General features: G+C 49.1%; 11 protein-coding genes, 2 tRNA genes and 3 rRNA genes. All 16 read right to left on the bottom strand.

All coding sequences use genetic code 11. From position 1 onward, the window contains the following. Positions 1-90: 90 nt before the first annotated feature. Positions 91-744, bottom strand: a complete 654-nt coding sequence (gene tmk, locus NSU00_RS00080) for a dTMP kinase (protein WP_017553989.1) — start codon at positions 742-744, stop codon at positions 91-93. 13 nt (positions 745-757) lie between these two features. Next, positions 758-2,215 (bottom strand): aminotransferase class I/II-fold pyridoxal phosphate-dependent enzyme, encoded by a 1,458-nt coding sequence (locus NSU00_RS00075; protein ID WP_340702154.1) that lies wholly within the window; start codon positions 2,213-2,215, stop codon positions 758-760. A gap of 186 nt (positions 2,216-2,401) precedes the next feature. After that, complete coding sequence (locus NSU00_RS00070) at positions 2,402-2,614, bottom strand: sigma factor G inhibitor Gin (RefSeq protein WP_017553991.1); 213 nt, start codon at positions 2,612-2,614, stop codon at positions 2,402-2,404. Positions 2,615-2,850: 236 nt separating this feature from the next. Continuing rightward, positions 2,851-2,966 (bottom strand): 5S ribosomal RNA (rrf, locus tag NSU00_RS00065). Between the two features lie 412 nt (positions 2,967-3,378). Next, positions 3,379-6,310, bottom strand: a 23S ribosomal RNA gene (locus tag NSU00_RS00060). Between the two features lie 88 nt (positions 6,311-6,398). After that, a tRNA-Ala gene (locus tag NSU00_RS00055) sits at positions 6,399-6,471 on the bottom strand. A 13-nt stretch (positions 6,472-6,484) separates the two neighbouring features. Further along, a tRNA-Ile gene (locus NSU00_RS00050) sits at positions 6,485-6,561 on the bottom strand. A gap of 102 nt (positions 6,562-6,663) precedes the next feature. Next, a 16S ribosomal RNA gene (locus NSU00_RS00045) occupies positions 6,664-8,217 on the bottom strand. Together the 16S, 23S and 5S rRNA genes with 2 tRNA genes alongside form the textbook arrangement of a ribosomal RNA operon. Positions 8,218-8,593: 376 nt before the next feature. Further along, the gene (locus NSU00_RS00040; protein ID WP_061574281.1) at positions 8,594-9,664 is read right to left on the bottom strand and encodes an HD-GYP domain-containing protein; all 1,071 of its coding nucleotides are present in this window, start codon (positions 9,662-9,664) and stop codon (positions 8,594-8,596) included. A gap of 87 nt (positions 9,665-9,751) precedes the next feature. Next, positions 9,752-12,226 carry a DNA gyrase subunit A gene (gene gyrA / locus NSU00_RS00035; RefSeq protein WP_340702153.1) on the bottom strand — a complete coding sequence of 825 codons (2,475 nt, stop codon included), beginning with the start codon at positions 12,224-12,226 and terminating at the stop codon, positions 9,752-9,754. 19 nt (positions 12,227-12,245) lie between these two features. Beyond that, positions 12,246-14,171 (bottom strand): DNA topoisomerase (ATP-hydrolyzing) subunit B, encoded by a 1,926-nt coding sequence (gene gyrB / locus NSU00_RS00030; RefSeq protein ID WP_133537393.1) that lies wholly within the window; start codon positions 14,169-14,171, stop codon positions 12,246-12,248. A gap of 206 nt (positions 14,172-14,377) precedes the next feature. Continuing rightward, complete coding sequence (gene remB / locus NSU00_RS00025) at positions 14,378-14,656, bottom strand: extracellular matrix regulator RemB (protein WP_340702152.1); 279 nt, start codon at positions 14,654-14,656, stop codon at positions 14,378-14,380. Between the two features lie 9 nt (positions 14,657-14,665). After that, entirely contained in the window at positions 14,666-15,778 is a 1,113-nt protein-coding gene (gene recF, locus NSU00_RS00020; RefSeq protein WP_017552553.1) for a DNA replication/repair protein RecF, read from the bottom strand. A gap of 33 nt (positions 15,779-15,811) precedes the next feature. Beyond that, the gene (yaaA, locus tag NSU00_RS00015; RefSeq protein ID WP_013857968.1) at positions 15,812-16,030 is read right to left on the bottom strand and encodes a S4 domain-containing protein YaaA; all 219 of its coding nucleotides are present in this window, start codon (positions 16,028-16,030) and stop codon (positions 15,812-15,814) included. 150 nt (positions 16,031-16,180) lie between these two features. Beyond that, entirely contained in the window at positions 16,181-17,326 is a 1,146-nt protein-coding gene (dnaN, locus tag NSU00_RS00010) for a DNA polymerase III subunit beta (RefSeq protein WP_237348745.1), read from the bottom strand. Between the two features lie 199 nt (positions 17,327-17,525). Continuing rightward, positions 17,526-18,875 (bottom strand): chromosomal replication initiator protein DnaA, encoded by a 1,350-nt coding sequence (gene dnaA, locus NSU00_RS00005; protein ID WP_017552556.1) that lies wholly within the window; start codon positions 18,873-18,875, stop codon positions 17,526-17,528.

The following is an 18,875-nucleotide window of genomic DNA, read 5'->3' as shown; positions in this document are numbered from 1 at the left end:
CTGAATTTCCAACCGTGTATTTATCCTTCATTATATCATCTTCCATTTACCGTTATATATGAAATTCTGCTTCTGTATGTGAATTTCCTTTTATCCGGGGAAATTTTTCCCGTAATGCCGGCAAATGGCGCCCAGCACTTTTTGCAAAGCGGTATGATATATATATTCTACCTCTTTATTGGCATCAATGGCATGGATTCTATCCGGAAACCGTTTTAACAATATTTGGAACCCTTCTCTTACCTTTCTATGGAAGTCGATGGCTTCCAGGTCAAGGCGGTTTACTTCCCGGTTTTGATTTTTGGCAATCCGGCTGAGGCCTGTCTCTGCTTCCACATCAAAATAGAGCGTCAAATCCGGCAGCAGACCGCCCGTTGCAAACTGGTTGATCCGGTACACTTCCTCTATTCCGATTCCTCTCGCATAGCCCTGATACGCGAGCGAACTGTCAATAAACCGGTCGCACAGGACAATGCGCCCCTCTTCCAGTGCCGGCAGGACCTTCTCCGCAAGATGCTGGCGGCGGCTTGCCGCATATAGCAAAGCTTCCGTCCGCGCATCCATTTCCGTATTTTCCGGGTTCAAAATAATGTGCCGGATCTGTTCGGCAATTTTAATGCCCCCGGGTTCCCGCGTCAACACAATGGGATAGCCGTTTTCCTTTAAGTGTGCGGCAATCATCCCGGTAATGGTCGTTTTCCCCGCGCCCTCAGGCCCTTCTGCTGTAATAAAAATTCCTTTCATGTTCTCTCCCTTTCTATCTATAAACTGCCAGCCTGTTTTCAAAAAACGGGGCATCCGCATGAAACCCCGCCCCGCAAGCGCGCAGTTGTTGGATTTGGTAAAGATGGGCGTCTCGAACCTGTTCACCCGGCACAAGCAGCGGCACACCGGGCGGATACGGCGTAACCATTTTTGCCGCAATCCGCCCCTTTGCTTCTTCAAATGATACCCATTCCGCCTCTTTTTCTTCCATTTCATCATAGGCAAGGTGCAATTCCGTTAACCCTTGCAGGGCGTCCAAACCTGCTGTTTCTCCCGATGCCGGTTTTTGTTCCGCCCGTTCCAGCCTGGTTTGGTTCCCGGCTTGTGGAGATGCTCCGGCAAGCGCTGCTTCGATCCGCCCGGCAGCATCCTCATACGGAAAAGGCATGCCGTTTTTTAAAAGCGGCAGCACAAAGACAACCCGTTGTAAATCCGCCATTTCTGTGTACACACCGGCTTTTTCAAGCACGGATTGGAGCTTGAACCCGGAGAGGCCGGGGAATGCCGCCAGCAATTTCAGCGGATCCTGCCCCTCTTTTTCCTCCAGTTTTAACATCTTGCCGAGCCGCGCGGAAAATTGCTCCCTTTGTGACAGGGTATAGCAGATATCTTCACGGCTGAAATTGGCGGCATACCACCTTGCGTAATCGAGCGACATCATAATGGGATACGACGGGCTGCTCGATTGCAGCGCTGATAAATAGAATTTTAACCTTTCAAACGGAAAATGCGGCGCCCTGATATGTAAAAAAGACCCCATTGTCATCGCCGGCAGCATTTTATGGGCAGACTGGACGGCGGCATCTGCCCCCTGGTGGAGCGCCGTCTCCGGAAACGGGGAGCCAACCTGAAAATGCGCACCATGGGCTTCATCCACCAGCACATAAGCGCCGTTTTGATGCGCGATTTCAGCCACGGCCCGCAAATCGCAGGTAATGCCATAGTAAGTCGGATAAGTCAAAATACACGCTTTCACGTCCCGGTATTGCCTGAACGCCTGTACAAATACTTTTTCTGAAAATCCGGCCGGCATTTGGAGTTCCTCATCAATTTCAGGAAAAACAAAAACCGGATTGGCCCTGGCAAGCCTGAGGGCATGCAAAACCGATTGATGGCAGTTCCGGTCCACAAGCACACGATCCCCCGGCCGGCACACGGAAAGGATCATGGCGAGGTTGCCAACGGTGCTTCCGTTTACGAGAAAATAGCTCTTTTCACTGCCGTAATAATCTGCCAACAAATCCTGGGCTTCTTGAATGGCTCCTTCCGCATGGTGCAAATCATCCAGCCCGGACAGTTCTGTTGCATCATATTGCAAAAAAGACGCGCTTTCTTTTAATAACGGCTCGATCAACAAGCCGTTTTTATGCCCCGGCACGTGGAACGAAACGGGATTGGTATGTTGATAGCGGCATAGCGCTTCAAATAACGGCATTCGATTTTGATCCATATCCGTACCCCTTATCATACGGGGCCGCCTGTAAAAATTAGCCCCGGGTTTACTTTTTCTATTTTACTATAAACGGGCAAAAGCGGGCAGGAAACGGATAGATGAAGTTTTTTCCGATTGTCCAGGCATCGCTTTTCATAGAACAGAATTTACACGGGCAGGGCAAAAAAAATAACCAAGCCTGTTTTAGTACGCTTGGTCATGTATACATTTTTGATTTTGGACTGCCTTCAACTGTCGGACAAAATAGGAATAACGCGGATCTCCTGTATCAGTACGGACCATTTCCTGTTCGCAGTCACTGCAGATAAATGATGTATAAAGATGGATGCCGCTATGTTTTAATTTCTCACAAACAATGCACATTTCCGGTTCATTTCTCCGGGCACTCCGATTCATCTGCTCCACCCCCTGCTCATTATATTTGCCATCATTCCCGCCGACTATTCACAATCAAAGGGATTTTTTCAAATGTTGCAACGAAATAGATTGATGTATGGTATCGTATGCCGGTTTTCCAGGTGTGTGTATGTCTGAAAAGAACCGCCCCAATGCGAAAAGAAGCCGTTTTTAACATCCATTTTTCCATAAAAACAGGCAAAAACCGCAGACAAATCGCCTGCGGTTTTGATTTGGCCCGGCAACGTCCTACTCTCGCAGGGGGAGACCCCCAACTACCATCGGCGCTGGAAAGCTTAACTTCCGTGTTCGGGATGGGAACGGGTGTGACCTTTCCGCCATCATCACCGGACCTTAATGACAAGAAATAGTATAACACAGTTGCTGTTATTTATCAAGAGAAATAATTGTATTCCCTGAAAACCGGATGGGAGAAAAAACTGTAAACGGAGAATGCGTTTCTGCTTCTAACTTTGAGAATTGTCCAGCTCCAGCGCCTATCGGCTAGTGAACTTCCCGTCCCCCTTTCCTACGATAAGCGGGCATCGACTCGCCTTTAGGGCTCGTCGTGTTTCCTTTATCTCAGGCGGGGGCCTTGAAGTTCATACGCCGATGACCAAGGCGCTTCCGCTTTTCTATTGTCTAGCTCCGGTGCCTAGCCCCTCGAGGTCGAATCACCTGCCCGTCACGGAGCCAAAAGACGGCTCCATGCCGGTCAGAACATTCGCTTGTCGGGGCTAAACAAGGCACCTTCGCTTTTCTATTTGGTTAAGTCCTCGATCGATTAGTATCCGTCAGCTGCACGCGTCACCGCGCTTCCACCCCGGACCTATCAACCTGATCATCTTTCAGGGATCTTACCAGTTAAACTGTGGGAAATCTCATCTTGAGGGGGGCTTCATGCTTAGATGCTTTCAGCACTTATCCCTTCCGCACATAGCTACCCAGCGATGCCTTTGGCAAGACAACTGGTACACCAGCGGTGCGTCCATCCCGGTCCTCTCGTACTAAGGACAGCTCCTCTCAAATTTCCTGCGCCCGCGACGGATAGGGACCGAACTGTCTCACGACGTTCTGAACCCAGCTCGCGTACCGCTTTAATGGGCGAACAGCCCAACCCTTGGGACCGACTACAGCCCCAGGATGCGATGAGCCGACATCGAGGTGCCAAACCTCCCCGTCGATGTGGACTCTTGGGGGAGATCAGCCTGTTATCCCCAGGGTAGCTTTTATCCGTTGAGCGATGGCCCTTCCATGCGGAACCACCGGATCACTAAGCCCGACTTTCGTCCCTGCCCGACTTGTAAGTCTCGCAGTCAAGCTCCCTTATGCCTTTACACTCTGCGAATGATTTCCAACCATTCTGAGGGAACCTTTGGGCGCCTCCGTTACCTTTTAGGAGGCGACCGCCCCAGTCAAACTGCCTGCCTGACACTGTCTCCCACCCCGGTAAGGGGTGCGGGTTAGAATTTCAATACAGCCAGGGTAGTATCCCACCGATGCCTCCGCCGAAGCTGGCGCTCCGGTTTCCAAGGCTCCTACCTATCCTGTACAAGCTGTACCAAAATTCAATATCAGGCTGCAGTAAAGCTCCATGGGGTCTTTCCGTCCTGTCGCGGGTAACCTGCATCTTCACAGGTACTATAATTTCACCGAGTCTCTCGTTGAGACAGTGCCCAGATCGTTACACCTTTCGTGCGGGTCAGAACTTACCTGACAAGGAATTTCGCTACCTTAGGACCGTTATAGTTACGGCCGCCGTTTACTGGGGCTTCAGTTCAGAGCTTCGCCTTGCGGCTAACCCCTCTCCTTAACCTTCCAGCACCGGGCAGGTGTCAGCCCCTATACTTCGCCTTGCGGCTTCGCAGAGACCTGTGTTTTTGCTAAACAGTCGCCTGGGCCTATTCACTGCGGCTTCCCGGGGCATACACCCCAAAAAGCACCCCTTCTCCCGAAGTTACGGGGTCATTTTGCCGAGTTCCTTAACGAGAGTTCTCTCGCTCACCTTAGGATTCTCTCCTCGCCTACCTGTGTCGGTTTGCGGTACGGGCGCCTTTCACCTCACTAGAGGCTTTTCTTGGCAGTGTGGAATCAGGAACTTCGGTACTTTAATTTCCCTCGCCATCACAGCTCCGCCTTGGCGCGAAGGATTTGCCTCCGCACCGGCCTAACTGCTTGGACGCGATCAACCAGTGTCGCGCTTGCCCTATCCTCCTGCGTCCCCCCATCGTTCAAACGGTGAAGAGGCGGTACAGGAATATCAACCTGTTGTCCATCGCCTACGCCTTTCGGCCTCGGCTTAGGCCCCGACTAACCCTGAGCGGACGAGCCTTCCTCAGGAAACCTTAGGCATTCGGTGGAAGGGATTCTCACCCTTCTTTCGCTACTCATACCGGCATTCTCACTTCTAAGCGCTCCACCGGTCCTTCCGGTCCGGCTTCAACGCCCTTAGAACGCTCTCCTACCACGGACACCAAACGGTGTCCATCCGCAGCTTCGGTGATACGTTTAGCCCCGGTACATTTTCGGCGCAGCGTCACTCGACCAGTGAGCTATTACGCACTCTTTGAATGATGGCTGCTTCTAAGCCAACATCCTGGTTGTCTAAGCAACGCCACATCCTTTTCCACTTAACGTATACTTTGGGACCTTAGCTGGCGGTCTGGGCTGTTTCCCTTTCGACCATGGATCTTATCACTCACAGTCTGACTCCCAAGCATAAGTTTTTGGCATTCGGAGTTTGTCTGAATTCGGTAACCCGATGAGGGCCCCTCGTCCAAACAGTGCTCTACCTCCAAAACTCTCCGCTTGAGGCTAGCCCTAAAGCTATTTCGGAGAGAACCAGCTATCTCCAAGTTCGATTGGAATTTCTCCGCTACCCACACCTCATCCCCGCACTTTTCAACGTGCGTGGGTTCGGGCCTCCAGCAAGTGTTACCTTGCCTTCACCCTGGACATGGGTAGATCACCTGGTTTCGGGTCTGCGGCCTCATACTCTTTCGCCCTGTTCAGACTCGCTTTCGCTGCGGCTCCGCTTCTTCAGCTTAACCTTGCATGAGACCGTAACTCGCCGGTTCATTCTACAAAAGGCACGCCATCACCCGTTAACGGGCTCTGACTACTTGTAGGCACACGGTTTCAGGATCTCTTTCACTCCCCTCCCGGGGTGCTTTTCACCTTTCCCTCACGGTACTGGTTCACTATCGGTCACTAGGGAGTATTTAGCCTTGGGAGATGGTCCTCCCGGATTCCGGCGGGATTCCTCGTGTCCCGCCGTACTCAGGATCCACTCGGGAGAGAACGAAGTTTCAGTTACAGGGCTTTTACCTTCTCCGGCAGGCCTTTCCAGGCCGCTTCACTTACCCCGTTCTTTTGTAACTCCCATATGAGTGTCCTACAACCCCGGAAGGCAAGCCTTCCGGTTTGGGCTGTTTCCTGTTCGCTCGCCGCTACTTGGGAAATCGCAATTGCTTTCTCTTCCTCCGGGTACTGAGATGTTTCAGTTCCCCGGGTGTGCCCTTCCTGCCCTATGGATTCAGGCAGGAATCCTGTCCGATTAAAGACAGGGGGTTTCCCCATTCGGAAATCTCCGGATCAAAGCTTACGTACAGCTCCCCGGAGCATATCGGTGTTTGTACCGTCCTTCATCGGCTCCTAGTGCCAAGGCATCCGCCGTGCGCCCTTTCTAACTTAACCATAAAAGGTTTAAATCCAAAAATAAGCGATTCTCGGTTTACTTGGTTTATTTCTCCTATCCGGTTTTCAAAGAACACGTTTATAAAGGTGGAGCCTAGCGGGATCGAACCGCTGACCTCCTGCGTGCAAAGCAGGCGCTCTCCCAGCTGAGCTAAGGCCCCGATCATTAAGGAATGGTGGGCCTGAATGGACTTGAACCATCGACCTCACGCTTATCAGGCGTGCGCTCTAACCAGCTGAGCTACAGGCCCTTAATGAAAGGAAATATAAGGAAGGATTGAACCTTCAAAACTGGACAAAACGGAAACGCCAAACTTGATTTTGGAAAACGAAGTTTTCCTTTTATTCCTTAGAAAGGAGGTGATCCAGCCGCACCTTCCGATACGGCTACCTTGTTACGACTTCACCCCAATCATCTGTCCCACCTTCGGCGGCTGGCTCCGTAAAGGTTACCTCACCGACTTCGGGTGTTACAAACTCTCGTGGTGTGACGGGCGGTGTGTACAAGGCCCGGGAACGTATTCACCGCGGCATGCTGATCCGCGATTACTAGCGATTCCGGCTTCATGCAGGCGGGTTGCAGCCTGCAATCCGAACTGGGAATGGTTTTCTGGGATTGGCTTAACCTCGCGGTCTCGCAGCCCTTTGTACCATCCATTGTAGCACGTGTGTAGCCCAGGTCATAAGGGGCATGATGATTTGACGTCATCCCCACCTTCCTCCGGTTTGTCACCGGCAGTCACCTTAGAGTGCCCAACTCAATGCTGGCAACTAAGGTCAAGGGTTGCGCTCGTTGCGGGACTTAACCCAACATCTCACGACACGAGCTGACGACAACCATGCACCACCTGTCACTCTGTCCCCCGAAGGGGAAGGCCCTGTCTCCAGGGAGGTCAGAGGATGTCAAGACCTGGTAAGGTTCTTCGCGTTGCTTCGAATTAAACCACATGCTCCACCGCTTGTGCGGGCCCCCGTCAATTCCTTTGAGTTTCAGCCTTGCGGCCGTACTCCCCAGGCGGAGTGCTTAATGCGTTAGCTGCAGCACTAAAGGGCGGAAACCCTCTAACACTTAGCACTCATCGTTTACGGCGTGGACTACCAGGGTATCTAATCCTGTTTGCTCCCCACGCTTTCGCGCCTCAGCGTCAGTTACAGACCAGAGAGCCGCCTTCGCCACTGGTGTTCCTCCACATCTCTACGCATTTCACCGCTACACGTGGAATTCCACTCTCCTCTTCTGCACTCAAGCCTCCCAGTTTCCAATGACCGCTTGCGGTTGAGCCGCAAGATTTCACATCAGACTTAAGAAGCCGCCTGCGCGCGCTTTACGCCCAATAATTCCGGACAACGCTTGCCACCTACGTATTACCGCGGCTGCTGGCACGTAGTTAGCCGTGGCTTTCTGGCCGGGTACCGTCAAGGCGCCGCCCTGTTCGAACGGCACTTGTTCTTCCCCGGCAACAGAGTTTTACGACCCGAAGGCCTTCTTCACTCACGCGGCGTTGCTCCGTCAGACTTTCGTCCATTGCGGAAGATTCCCTACTGCTGCCTCCCGTAGGAGTTTGGGCCGTGTCTCAGTCCCAATGTGGCCGATCACCCTCTCAGGTCGGCTACGCATCGTTGCCTTGGTGGGCCGTTACCCCGCCAACTAGCTAATGCGCCGCGGGCCCATCTGTAAGTGGCAGCCGAAGCCGCCTTTCCTTTTTCCTCCATGCGGAGAAAAAAACTATCTGGTATTAGCCCCGGTTTCCCGGCGTTATCCCAGTCTTACAGGCAGGTTGCCCACGTGTTACTCACCCGTCCGCCGCTAACCTTTTAAAAGCAAGCTTTTAAAAGGTCCGCACGACTTGCATGTATTAGGCACGCCGCCAGCGTTCGTCCTGAGCCAGGATCAAACTCTCAGTAAAGATGTTTGATAAAAGCTCAAAAAGAATTTGACGTTTCGTTTTGTCCAGTTTTCAAGGAACAATCACATCTTGTGACGACTTTTATATCATAACATATCCGGCAGCTTGTGTCAACAAAAAAAGCAAATCAACAAGCAACCATAAAAAGCACAATTTCTATTATACTCGTTATGCAGTAAATCGCAAGTGTTTTTTTCGGTTTGTGCAACATTCTCTGTCCAATGAACAAAATCCACCCGAAAATATGAGCCGGCTGGTTTTCATTCTTGCGCCGGTGCGGCAATGAATGCGGCATGAACACGAGTTGTTTATCAGAACGATAAGATAATAAAGCTTCTATTTTCCTGCAACAAAAGTCCGGTTTCTGCTGCAAACATTACCGGATTAATTCTGTAATAAACAAATCAGGCCGGCTTTCCAAATCAACCATTTCATTGCTGCTTAAAATTTTTACAAGCGGTTTAATGGGAGCGGACGGTTTAATGTAAAGCACTTCTGCTTCCTCATGGTTGGATAAAAAGACCTTTGATCCAATCGTTAAATGGGCAACAAGGGGGATCAATGCATGGATCACAGCGATATCGAACTCCCCGAAGTGGTCCTCCAGCAGCTCTTCAATGGCTTGAAACGGGATTTTCTTCTTTTTATAAATATGGTCGCACACGATGGCATGGTATACATCCGCTACGGCAACAATTCTTGACAGGATCGGGATTCTGTCCGGTTTTTCGCCAAATGGATAGCCGCTTTTGTCAAGACGTTCATGATGCTGTAAAATCGCAAGTTTCGTTTCGGATTTCAAAAGGGGCGAGTGCTGGACCATTTTCAGACCGTATACCGGATGGTTCCTGATTTCTTCGTATTCTTCTTTTGTTAAGGAGGCTGATTTTCTAAGCAAATGCGCAGGGACTTTTGCCATGCCAGCATCCGCGAGGCAACCCGCCAATGCGGCCTGGTAACAGGTCCCCTTCCCGAGCTGCAGTTTTTGGGCGATTGCGCCGCTTAACAGCCCGACCGAGATGGCATGGTGATAGATATATTCCTCTTTTGTTGCATATTGATGAATAATGCGGATTTTCCCGGGATCCTGTTCAATAAATTCAAAAAGCGGAATAAAAAAATCCCTTACTGCGCCTACACTGACTTTGGAACCGGACTGCCAGCTTTGGAACATTTTCTTGTAGCTGCCAACTGCAGACGTATACCGCTCCCGGAATGCTTCAGGCACTGTTGCCATTTCCTGGTTTTCTTCCTTCACGCCTTCTTCCGCCTCTTTGCGGCTATTGTAACGGCCCGCATCCACTTCTTCTATCCCGAACTCTTTCAGGACATTGATCATTTTCTGCGTTAAAAGGGTTCCTTTCGGCATAATGGGGCGGGCCGTTTTCCCCATGACATCCTTGGCCAAAATATAGCCGGGGACGAGATCGCATACTTTTATCTTCAAGCTTTTCTCCCTCCGTCAACAAGCAACTGTGCTGCCCATATTTTATCAAAAAAAAGAAGCATTGTGTGCAATGCTTCCCGAGATTTCTTATTCCTCTCCGGTTTCTTCCACCAGATCAGCATGATTTTCTTCTTCATCTTTTTCCACTTTTGCGACTGTGGCAACATATTCTTCGTCACCAAGACGGATCAGTTTGACGCCCATTGTATTTCTGCCGAGCACTGAAATATCCCCGACAGCCATCCGGATCAGCACGCCGCCCGCTGTAATGAGCATGACATCTTCTTCTCCCGTTACCGTCTTCACAGCAATAAGCGGACCGTTCTTGCTTGTGATATTGCAGGTTTTCAAACCTTTTCCGCCCCGGCTCTGGATACGGTACTCGCTTCCCTTTGTCCGTTTTCCATAGCCGTTTTTGGTCACAATAAGCACATCATCGTTTTCTTCCAGAATCTCCATGCCGACCACTTCATCATCGCCGCTTAAGGTAATGCCTTTTACCCCTGTTGCCGACCTTCCCATTGAACGGACATCCGTTTCGGGAAATCTGATCAGCATGCCGTTCTTCGTACCGATAATGATTTCTTTATGGCCGTCCGTCAGTTTTACGGAAATCAGCTCATCTTCTTCTTTCAGATGAATGGCAATCAGGCCGTTCGTCCGGATATTGGCAAATTCAGTTACAGGCGTGCGTTTTGAAATGCCTTTTTTTGTGGTAAAAAATAAAAACCAGTCTTCTACGAAATCTTCCACACGGATCATCGTATTGATCCATTCATCCCTGTCAATTTCAAGCAGGTTGACAATCGGAATGCCTTTTGCCGTTCTGCCGTATTCCGGGATTTCGTATCCTTTCTTCTTATAGACTTTTCCTTTATTTGTGAAGAAAAGGATCGTATCATGTGTTGATGTCGTTAAGAGATGTTCAACAAAATCGTTTTCATTCGTGCTCATCCCCTGCACGCCGCGGCCGCCGCGTTTCTGACTCCGGTACGTCGAAATCGGCAGGCGTTTGATATAGCCGTTATGGGTCAGGGTGATGGCGATGCTTTCCTGCGGGATCAAATCCTCGTCCTCAATCTGATCAACGCTTGCTGCTATAATTTCCGTGCGCCGTTCATCATTAAACCGTTCTTTAATTTCGAGCAGCTCTTCTCGGATGATTTCAAGCACTTTTTCTTCATCTGCCAAAACGGCTTTCAGTTCTGCAATCAGTTGGATCAAGCCCCGGTATTCTTCTTCAATTTTTTCGCGTTCCAGCCCGGTCAAACGTTGCAGCCGCATATCGAGAATTGCCTGTGCCTGCTTTTCGGACAGGGAAAATTGCTCCATTAAGCCGGTACGGGCAATATCCGTTGTTTGCGAGGAACGGATCAGCTGGATAATCGCATCAATATGGTCAAGTGCAATGCGCAGGCCTTCCAAAATATGGGCACGCGCTTCCGCTTTTTTCAGTTCAAAAGCCGTTCTGCGGCGGATCACTTCTTCCTGATGGTCAAGGTAAAACTTAAGCGCCTGTTTTAAATTCAGCACTTTTGGCTGGCCTGCAACAAGCGCCAGCAGGTTGATACCGAATGTCGTCTGCATGGCGGTATGCTTGTACAAATTGTTCAAAATCACATTCGCATTTGCATCACGGCGGACTTCAATCACCATCCGCATGCCGTTGCGGTCGGACTCGTCACGCAGGTCGGTAATGCCGTCGATCCGCTTTTCATGCACAAGTTCTGCAATCCGTTCGATCAATTTGGCTTTGTTGACCTGGTAAGGCAGTTCGGTCACAATGATGGATTCTTTGCCGTTTGATCTTTGTTCAATTTCCACCCTTGCGCGAAGTGTGATAGAGCCTCTTCCCGTTTCATAAGCACGGCGGATGCCGCTTCTTCCGACAATTAAACCGGCCGTAGGGAAATCCGGCCCTGGGATATATTCCATCAATTCCTGGATCGTGATATCCGGGTCTTTGCTTAAAGCAAGAATCGCGTCGATGACTTCACCGAGTTGATGCGGTGGAATGTTCGTTGCCATGCCGACCGCAATCCCGGAAGAACCGTTCACCAACAGATTCGGAAAACGGGAAGGCAGGACAGCCGGCTCCTTTTCCTGACCATCATAGTTGTCCTGAAAATCAATTGTATCTTTGTTAATATCGCGCAGCAGTTCAAGGGAAATTTTTGACATGCGCGCTTCCGTGTAACGCATGGCAGCAGCCGGGTCGCCGTCAACCGATCCGAAGTTGCCGTGCCCGTCAACCAGCATATAGCGGTAGCTGAAATCCTGCGCCATCCGCACCATTGTTTCATACACGGCCGAATCGCCGTGCGGGTGATATTTCCCGATGACTTCCCCGACGATACGCGCCGATTTTTTATACGCTTTATCAGGAGTCATCCCGAGATCGTTCATCGCATATAAAATTCTCCGGTGCACAGGCTTTAATCCGTCCCGTACATCCGGAATGGCCCGGGATACGATGACGCTCATCGCATAGTCAAGAAAAGATGTGCGCATCTCCTGGGTTAAGTTTACTTCCACAATATTCGATTCCGGTGTGTCAGCCATTTATGCAACCTCCTTTTCTTTAAATGTCCAGGTTTTTCACGTAAATGGCATTTTCTTCGATAAAATTCCGCCGCGGTTCCACTTTATCACCCATCAACATTTCAAACGTGCCATCCGCTTCAATCGCATCATCGAGGCTCACTTGCAGCATCGTCCGGTTAGCAGGTTCCATCGTCGTCTCCCAAAGCTGTTCCGGATTCATTTCACCGAGGCCTTTATAACGCTGGATGGCCGGCTTCGGCTGGGCAGGCAGCGTATTAAGCAACTCCTCAAGGCCGCGGTCGCTGTATACATATTCAACCTTTTTGCCCTGCTGCACTTTATAAAGCGGCGGCTGGGCGATATAAATATAGCCTGCATCGATTAACGGGCGCATATAACGGTAGAAAAACGTTAATAATAACGTGCGGATATGGGCGCCGTCGACATCCGCATCCGTCATAATCACGACTTTATGATAACGCGCCTTCGAGATGTCAAAATCTTCCCCGACACCTGTGCCGAGCGCGGTAATAATGGTACGGATTTCCGCATTTGACAAAATTTTATCCAAACGCGCTTTCTCTACGTTTAAAATTTTCCCTCTTAACGGCAGGATCGCCTGGAACATCCGGTCCCTTCCCTGCTTGGCAGAGCCGCCGGCCGAGTCACCTTCAACAATGTAGAGCTCGCTCTCAGACGGGTCGCGTGATGTGCAGTCTGCAAGTTTGCCCGGCAGGCTTGTCGATTCGAGCGCGCTTTTTCTCCGTGTCAGTTCGCGTGCTTTTTTCGCAGCCATCCTTGCCCGGGCAGCCATCAGCCCTTTTTCGACAATTTTCCGCGCCACTTGAGGATTTTCCATCATAAACTTCTCGAACGCCTCGGAAAATACCGCATCTGTAATCGTTCTTGCTTCTGTATTTCCAAGTTTCGTTTTCGTTTGCCCTTCAAATTGTGGATCCGGGTGTTTGATGGAAACGATCGCAGTGAGCCCTTCCCGGACATCTTCGCCTGTTAAATTGGCTTCATTTTCTTTAATCAGATTGTTTTTCCGGGCATAATCATTGATGACGCGCGTTAAAGCCGTTTTAAAACCGGACTCATGTGTGCCGCCTTCGTAGGTGTGGATATTATTGGCAAAAGAATAGATATTGCTGGCAAACCCGTCATTGTATTGAAGGGATACTTCAACCGTAATGCCGTCTTTTTCGCCTTCCACATAAATCGGTTCCTTATGGAGCACTTCTTTCGAGCGGTTCAAATGCTCCACGTACGATTTGATCCCGCCCTCGTAATGGTATACTTGTTTGCGCGGATTTTTTTCGCGTTTATCCTCAATGGTAATTTTGATGCCTTTATTTAAAAAAGCCAATTCCCGGAGCCGGGTTGTAAGAATATCATAGTCGAATTCGATCGTTTCCGTAAAAATTTCCGGGTCCGGCTTGAAGTGGGTCGTTGTGCCGGTACGGTCCGTTTCGCCAATGATTTTTAAGTCAAAGGCAGGTTTACCGCGGCGGTATTTTTGGTGGTAAATATGCCCGTTGCGGTGGACATAGACATCGAGCTCTGTAGACAGGGCGTTCACAACAGACGCGCCGACCCCGTGCAGGCCGCCGGACACCTTATATCCGCCGCCGCCAAATTTCCCGCCGGCATGCAAAATGGTCATGATGACTTCAACGGCAGGCCTGCCCACTTTTTCCTGGATGCCGACCGGGATGCCGCGCCCGTTGTCCTTTACCGTAATGCTGTTGTCTTTTTCAATAAAAACATTGATTTCATCGCAGAAACCGGCCAGTGCCTCGTCAATGCTGTTGTCCACAATTTCCCAGACAAGATGGTGAAGGCCTCTCGCACTTGTCGAGCCAATATACATCCCCGGACGTTTGCGCACCGCTTCCAGCCCTTCAAGAACCTGGATTTGCTCGGCACCATAAGACTGCTTCTGTAATTGTTCTTGTTCCAATTATACCACCTGCACTCTCTTAAATTGAACCTGCGGGATTCCTGCGGATACTGGAGCACCCTCCGGTTATCCCGGCAGGCTGTACCCGCCGTTTTTGCGGTTAGCCGGAAACAGACGTGCCAAAAAACACGCCTTGCATAAAGCCGGTTCAACCTGTAACGGGTGTTACAAGCAAGCACCGGTTGAGTAAGCAACATTCTCTTATGTTAAACCGGTTTTCCGGTAAAATGTTCGGTTAAAAACCCCGCCGGAAAAAGACCGATTGCCCGTTTGAACAGAATGCCTGGGGAAAAAGGCGATAAATAGACCGCATTTTGGGTAATCACGGCTGATTTAAAACTGCCCTTTGCCAAATTGACCGTGGCTTTTTCGAAAACCTGCAAATAGGCTTCGTTGATTATGGAGCTGTTGAGCGATCTCTCGTCCATAATGGCGATAATATCATCGCTTCGGATCATGACATCTTCCGCGAGATAGAGATACATAGGCACACCTCACCTGACAATTTGTCCTGCCTTCACTGTATACATGGATGCTTCCCGTAAAGTTTGATGATCCACCCCATCCACGCTTGTCGTTGTCACAAAAGTCTGCACCCTTCCCTGTATCGCGTTCAGCAGATGGGACTGGCGGTAGTCATCCAGCTCCGATAACACGTCATCCAGCAGCAGGATCGGATATTCCCGGATTTCCGAATAAATCAGTTCAATTTCGGCCAATTTAACAGATAATGCGGCTGTCCGCTGCTGCCCCTGTGATCCGAATGTGTGAACATCCCTGCCGTTTACTGCAAAGGCTAAATCATCGCGGTGCGGACCGGCCATCGTAACGCCCCTGTCAATTTCCCGCTCCCTTATTTCGGCAAATTTATTTTCATATGATTTTATCATTTTTGACCAATCGAGCTCTTCTGATACATTCACAGAGGGTTTATATTGGATCTCAAGTTGTTCAAGACCGCGGGAAATCGAATGATGGATCGGGCGGGCCCATTCTTCGAGCATCCGCACAAATTCAAACCGCCGCATGACAATTTTAGCGGCTTGTTCAATTAGCTGTTCGGTTAAAATATCGAGCATCGTCCGGTCTGTCTGTTTTTTCATCTGCAGCTGCTTCAAATAGTGGTTCCGCTGCTGCAATATTTTTTGGAACCGGCTCATATCATACAGGTAAACCGGCGAAATTTGCCCGATCTCCATATCGATAAAGCGCCGCCTGACCTGCGGGCTCCCCTTTACGAGATTCAAGTCTTCGGGCGCAAACATGACCACATTCATATTGCCGATATACCGGCTTAGTTTTTTTTGCTCAATATGATTGTACTTTGCTTTTTTGCCTTTTTTGGAGATGGTCAGTTCAAGGGGGACAGTACCATGCGTTTTGTGAAGTCTCCCTTTTATTTTAGCATATTCTGCGTCCCAGCGGATGAGTTCTTTATCATTTGACGTCCGGTGGGATTTCGCCAGTGCCAAAACATAAATGGCTTCCATCAGGTTGGTTTTTCCCTGGGCGTTTTCCCCGAGGATCACATTGACTTTGTTTTCAAACGGAATGGTTAATGTTTCATAGTTGCGGTAATTGTGAAGTTCCAGTTCCTGCAGGTACATATGCCAACATCCTTTATGCGGAAAAAGCGCCGGTCAACCGCGGATAATGTGAAACATACCGATTCCGCCAATTTCAACCCGGTCCGCCTCTTTCAGTTTCCGCCCTCTTCTTTGCTCCGGTTCTCCATTGACGAGCACTTCATGTTCGGTTAAAAACCATTTTGCCATTCCGCCGCTTTGAATGATATCCGCTAATTTTAAAAATTGGCCAAGCGTAATGGTATCTGTTGAGATTTTTACATTTTTTGCCATTTCTTCACTCTTTTCATGTACTCACTAACATATTATTTTACTAAAAATCAGGCAGAAACACAAAGCATACCAAGGAATTCCCGTTGCCGCCCGCAGTTTTCCGCATGCAGCGGAGATGAAAAAAGCCTGTTTTTCAACAGGCAATTTTCATCAGTACGTCCTTACCGGCAAAATCAGCTGCAGCGTCGTATCATCATGCACCGGCCGGATGATAAAAGGCCTCATCGCCCCGGTAAAACGGATGGTGATTTCCGTTCCTTCCAGCGCTCTTAACGCGTCCATCATATATTTGGAACTAAACGAGATTTTTAATTCTTCCCCTTCAATGGATTTACAGTTTACCCTGTCCGTCACTTTCCCGATTTCCGGCGAATTGGATGTGATTTCAATCGTGCCCGGGATATCCGTAACGGATGAAAGTTTCACGACATTTGCGTTTTGCCCCTCTTTTGCGAGTAACGATGCCCTGTCAATGGCTTGCAGAAACTCTGTTGTATTCACAACGATTTCCGTTTTTCCATCTGTCGGGATCAGCCGTGATGTATCCGGGTAATTTCCTTCCAGCAGACGCGAGAAAAACAATAAATGCTTTGCTTTAAATAAAACCTGATTATCCGTTATGACAATTCCCACCGGTTCATTCGAATCCGGCAAAATTTTATTCAACTCATTTAAACTTTTCCCCGGAATTACAATATTATACTCGGCATCTGCGGCCGTTTCGATTTCCACTGTCCTTTGCGCCAGGCGGTGGCTGTCTGTTGCAATACAGTTCAGCCTGCTGCCTTTAATGCTCCAGTTTACACCTGTCAAGATCGGGCGGGTTTCCGCGGTGGAAACGGCAAATACCGTTTGCCGGATCAGATTTTTTAAAATATCTGCCGGAATCCGGATCACTTTGTCTTCCGTAATTTGCGGCAAATGCGGGTACTCTTCCGCATCAAGCCCGTTTAAATTAAAGTTGGATTTGCCTGAACGGATGATGGTCTGGAATTGATTGGCTACTTCTATCTCCACAATATCCATTGGCAGCTTTTTGACCAGTTCCCCAAAAATTTTTGCCTGCAGCACAATGTCGCCTGTTTGCTGAATGACAGCAATTTCATCCCCGTCTTCTTCTTTTGGGACAAACGACTCAATTGAAATATCGGAATCACTGCCTGTAAACGTGATCCCTTCTTCTGAAGCGGTAATTTTAATGCCGGTTAAAATCGGAATCGTGGTTTTGGACGTAATGGCTTTTGACACATCTTGGACACTTTCGATCAGGCGGTTCCGCAAAATAGAAAATTTCATGGTTATTCCTCCATCGTGTGACGCATATACTTATACTTAATCTTTTTTTAAAAAACAGTAGTACTAGTAATAGGGGTTGTGAACATGTGGATAACGTTGCCGCTGCAATGAAATACAGTCTATCCACATGTGGACAGACTGTTCATACATTATCCGTTGTTATGCACAATATGCTCTAGCCCGCTTTTTGAACCGTGGGCTACCCATTTTTCAGCAAATTTTGCAGTTCTTCAATTTTCTTTTGAAATTGCGCATCCGTTTGAATCAAATTGGCAATTTTCTCATGGGCATGGATCACGGTTGTATGATCTCTCCCGCCGAACTCCTCCCCGATTTTCGGCAGCGAAAAATCCGTCAGTTCCCTGGATAAATACATGGCAATCTGGCGCGGAAATGCAACGGATTTCGTGCGCTTTTTCGCTTTAAAATCTTCCATTTTCACATGGTATTCTTCCCCGACAACTTTTTGAATGTCCTCGATCGTAATCGTTTTTGGCTTGGCGCTTGGGATGATATCTTTCAGTGCTTCTGCGGCAAGGTCGGCATTGATATCTTTGTTGATCAGCGAAGAATAGGCGACAACACGGATCAATGCGCCTTCCAGTTCACGGATGTTCGTGTCAATTTGATTCGCGATGTAAAGCATCACTTCGTTCGGAATATCCAAACCGTCCGCTTTCGCCTTTTTTCGCAAAATGGCGATGCGCGTCTCAAGGTCAGGCGGTGTGATGTCTGTGATTAATCCCCACTCAAACCGCGAACGCAGCCTTTCTTCAAGCGTCGGGATTTCTTTCGGGGGCCGGTCGCTTGAAATGACGATTTGCTTGCTCTCCTCATGCAGCGCATTAAATGTATGGAAAAATTCTTCCTGCGTGGATTCTTTTCCGGCGAGAAACTGAATATCATCTATCAGAAGGATATCCACATTCCGGTATTTGTTCCGGAATTCGCCTCCTTTATTGTCCCGGATGGAATTGATGAATTCATTCGTGAATTTTTCAGAAGACAAATACACCACTTTGGCTTTTGGATTATGCTCTAGTACATAGTGGCCGATCGCATGCATTAAATGCGTTTTTCCAAGGCCCACCCCGCCGTATATGAACAACGGGTTATAGGCTTTTGCCGGCGCTTCGGCAACGGCAAGGGAAGCAGCGTGAGCAAAACGGTTACCGGAACCAATGACAAAGGTATCGAATGTATACTTTGGAATCAGCATGCTCTGATAATCGCGGGTATCATTCAATTTATCCGCTGATTTTTTCGGGGACGGGAACAGCTCCGGTTCATCACTGTCCTGCTGTTGCGGAATAACAAATTTAATTTCAAGCTCTTCTCCGGTTATGTCGTACAAGACCGTTGTGATGAGCGGAATATAATGGCCCTCCAGCCAGTCCCTGGCAAACTCATTCGGCACGGAAATGACAAACGTATCGTTTTTCAGCGAGTATGCCTTAGTCGACTTGAGCCAGGTGTCAAAGCTGGGTTTACTGATCTTCTTTTCTATCACGGACAATGCTTTTTCCCAAAGATCAGCGATATTTTCCAA

The organism is Weizmannia sp. FSL W8-0401 (genome assembly GCF_038009125.1).
In the GTDB taxonomy this organism is placed as follows: domain Bacteria; phylum Bacillota; class Bacilli; order Bacillales; family Bacillaceae_C; genus Weizmannia; species Weizmannia coagulans.
Note: the sequence above shows the minus strand (reverse complement) of the source record. Positions and strands in the feature narration are given on the sequence as shown.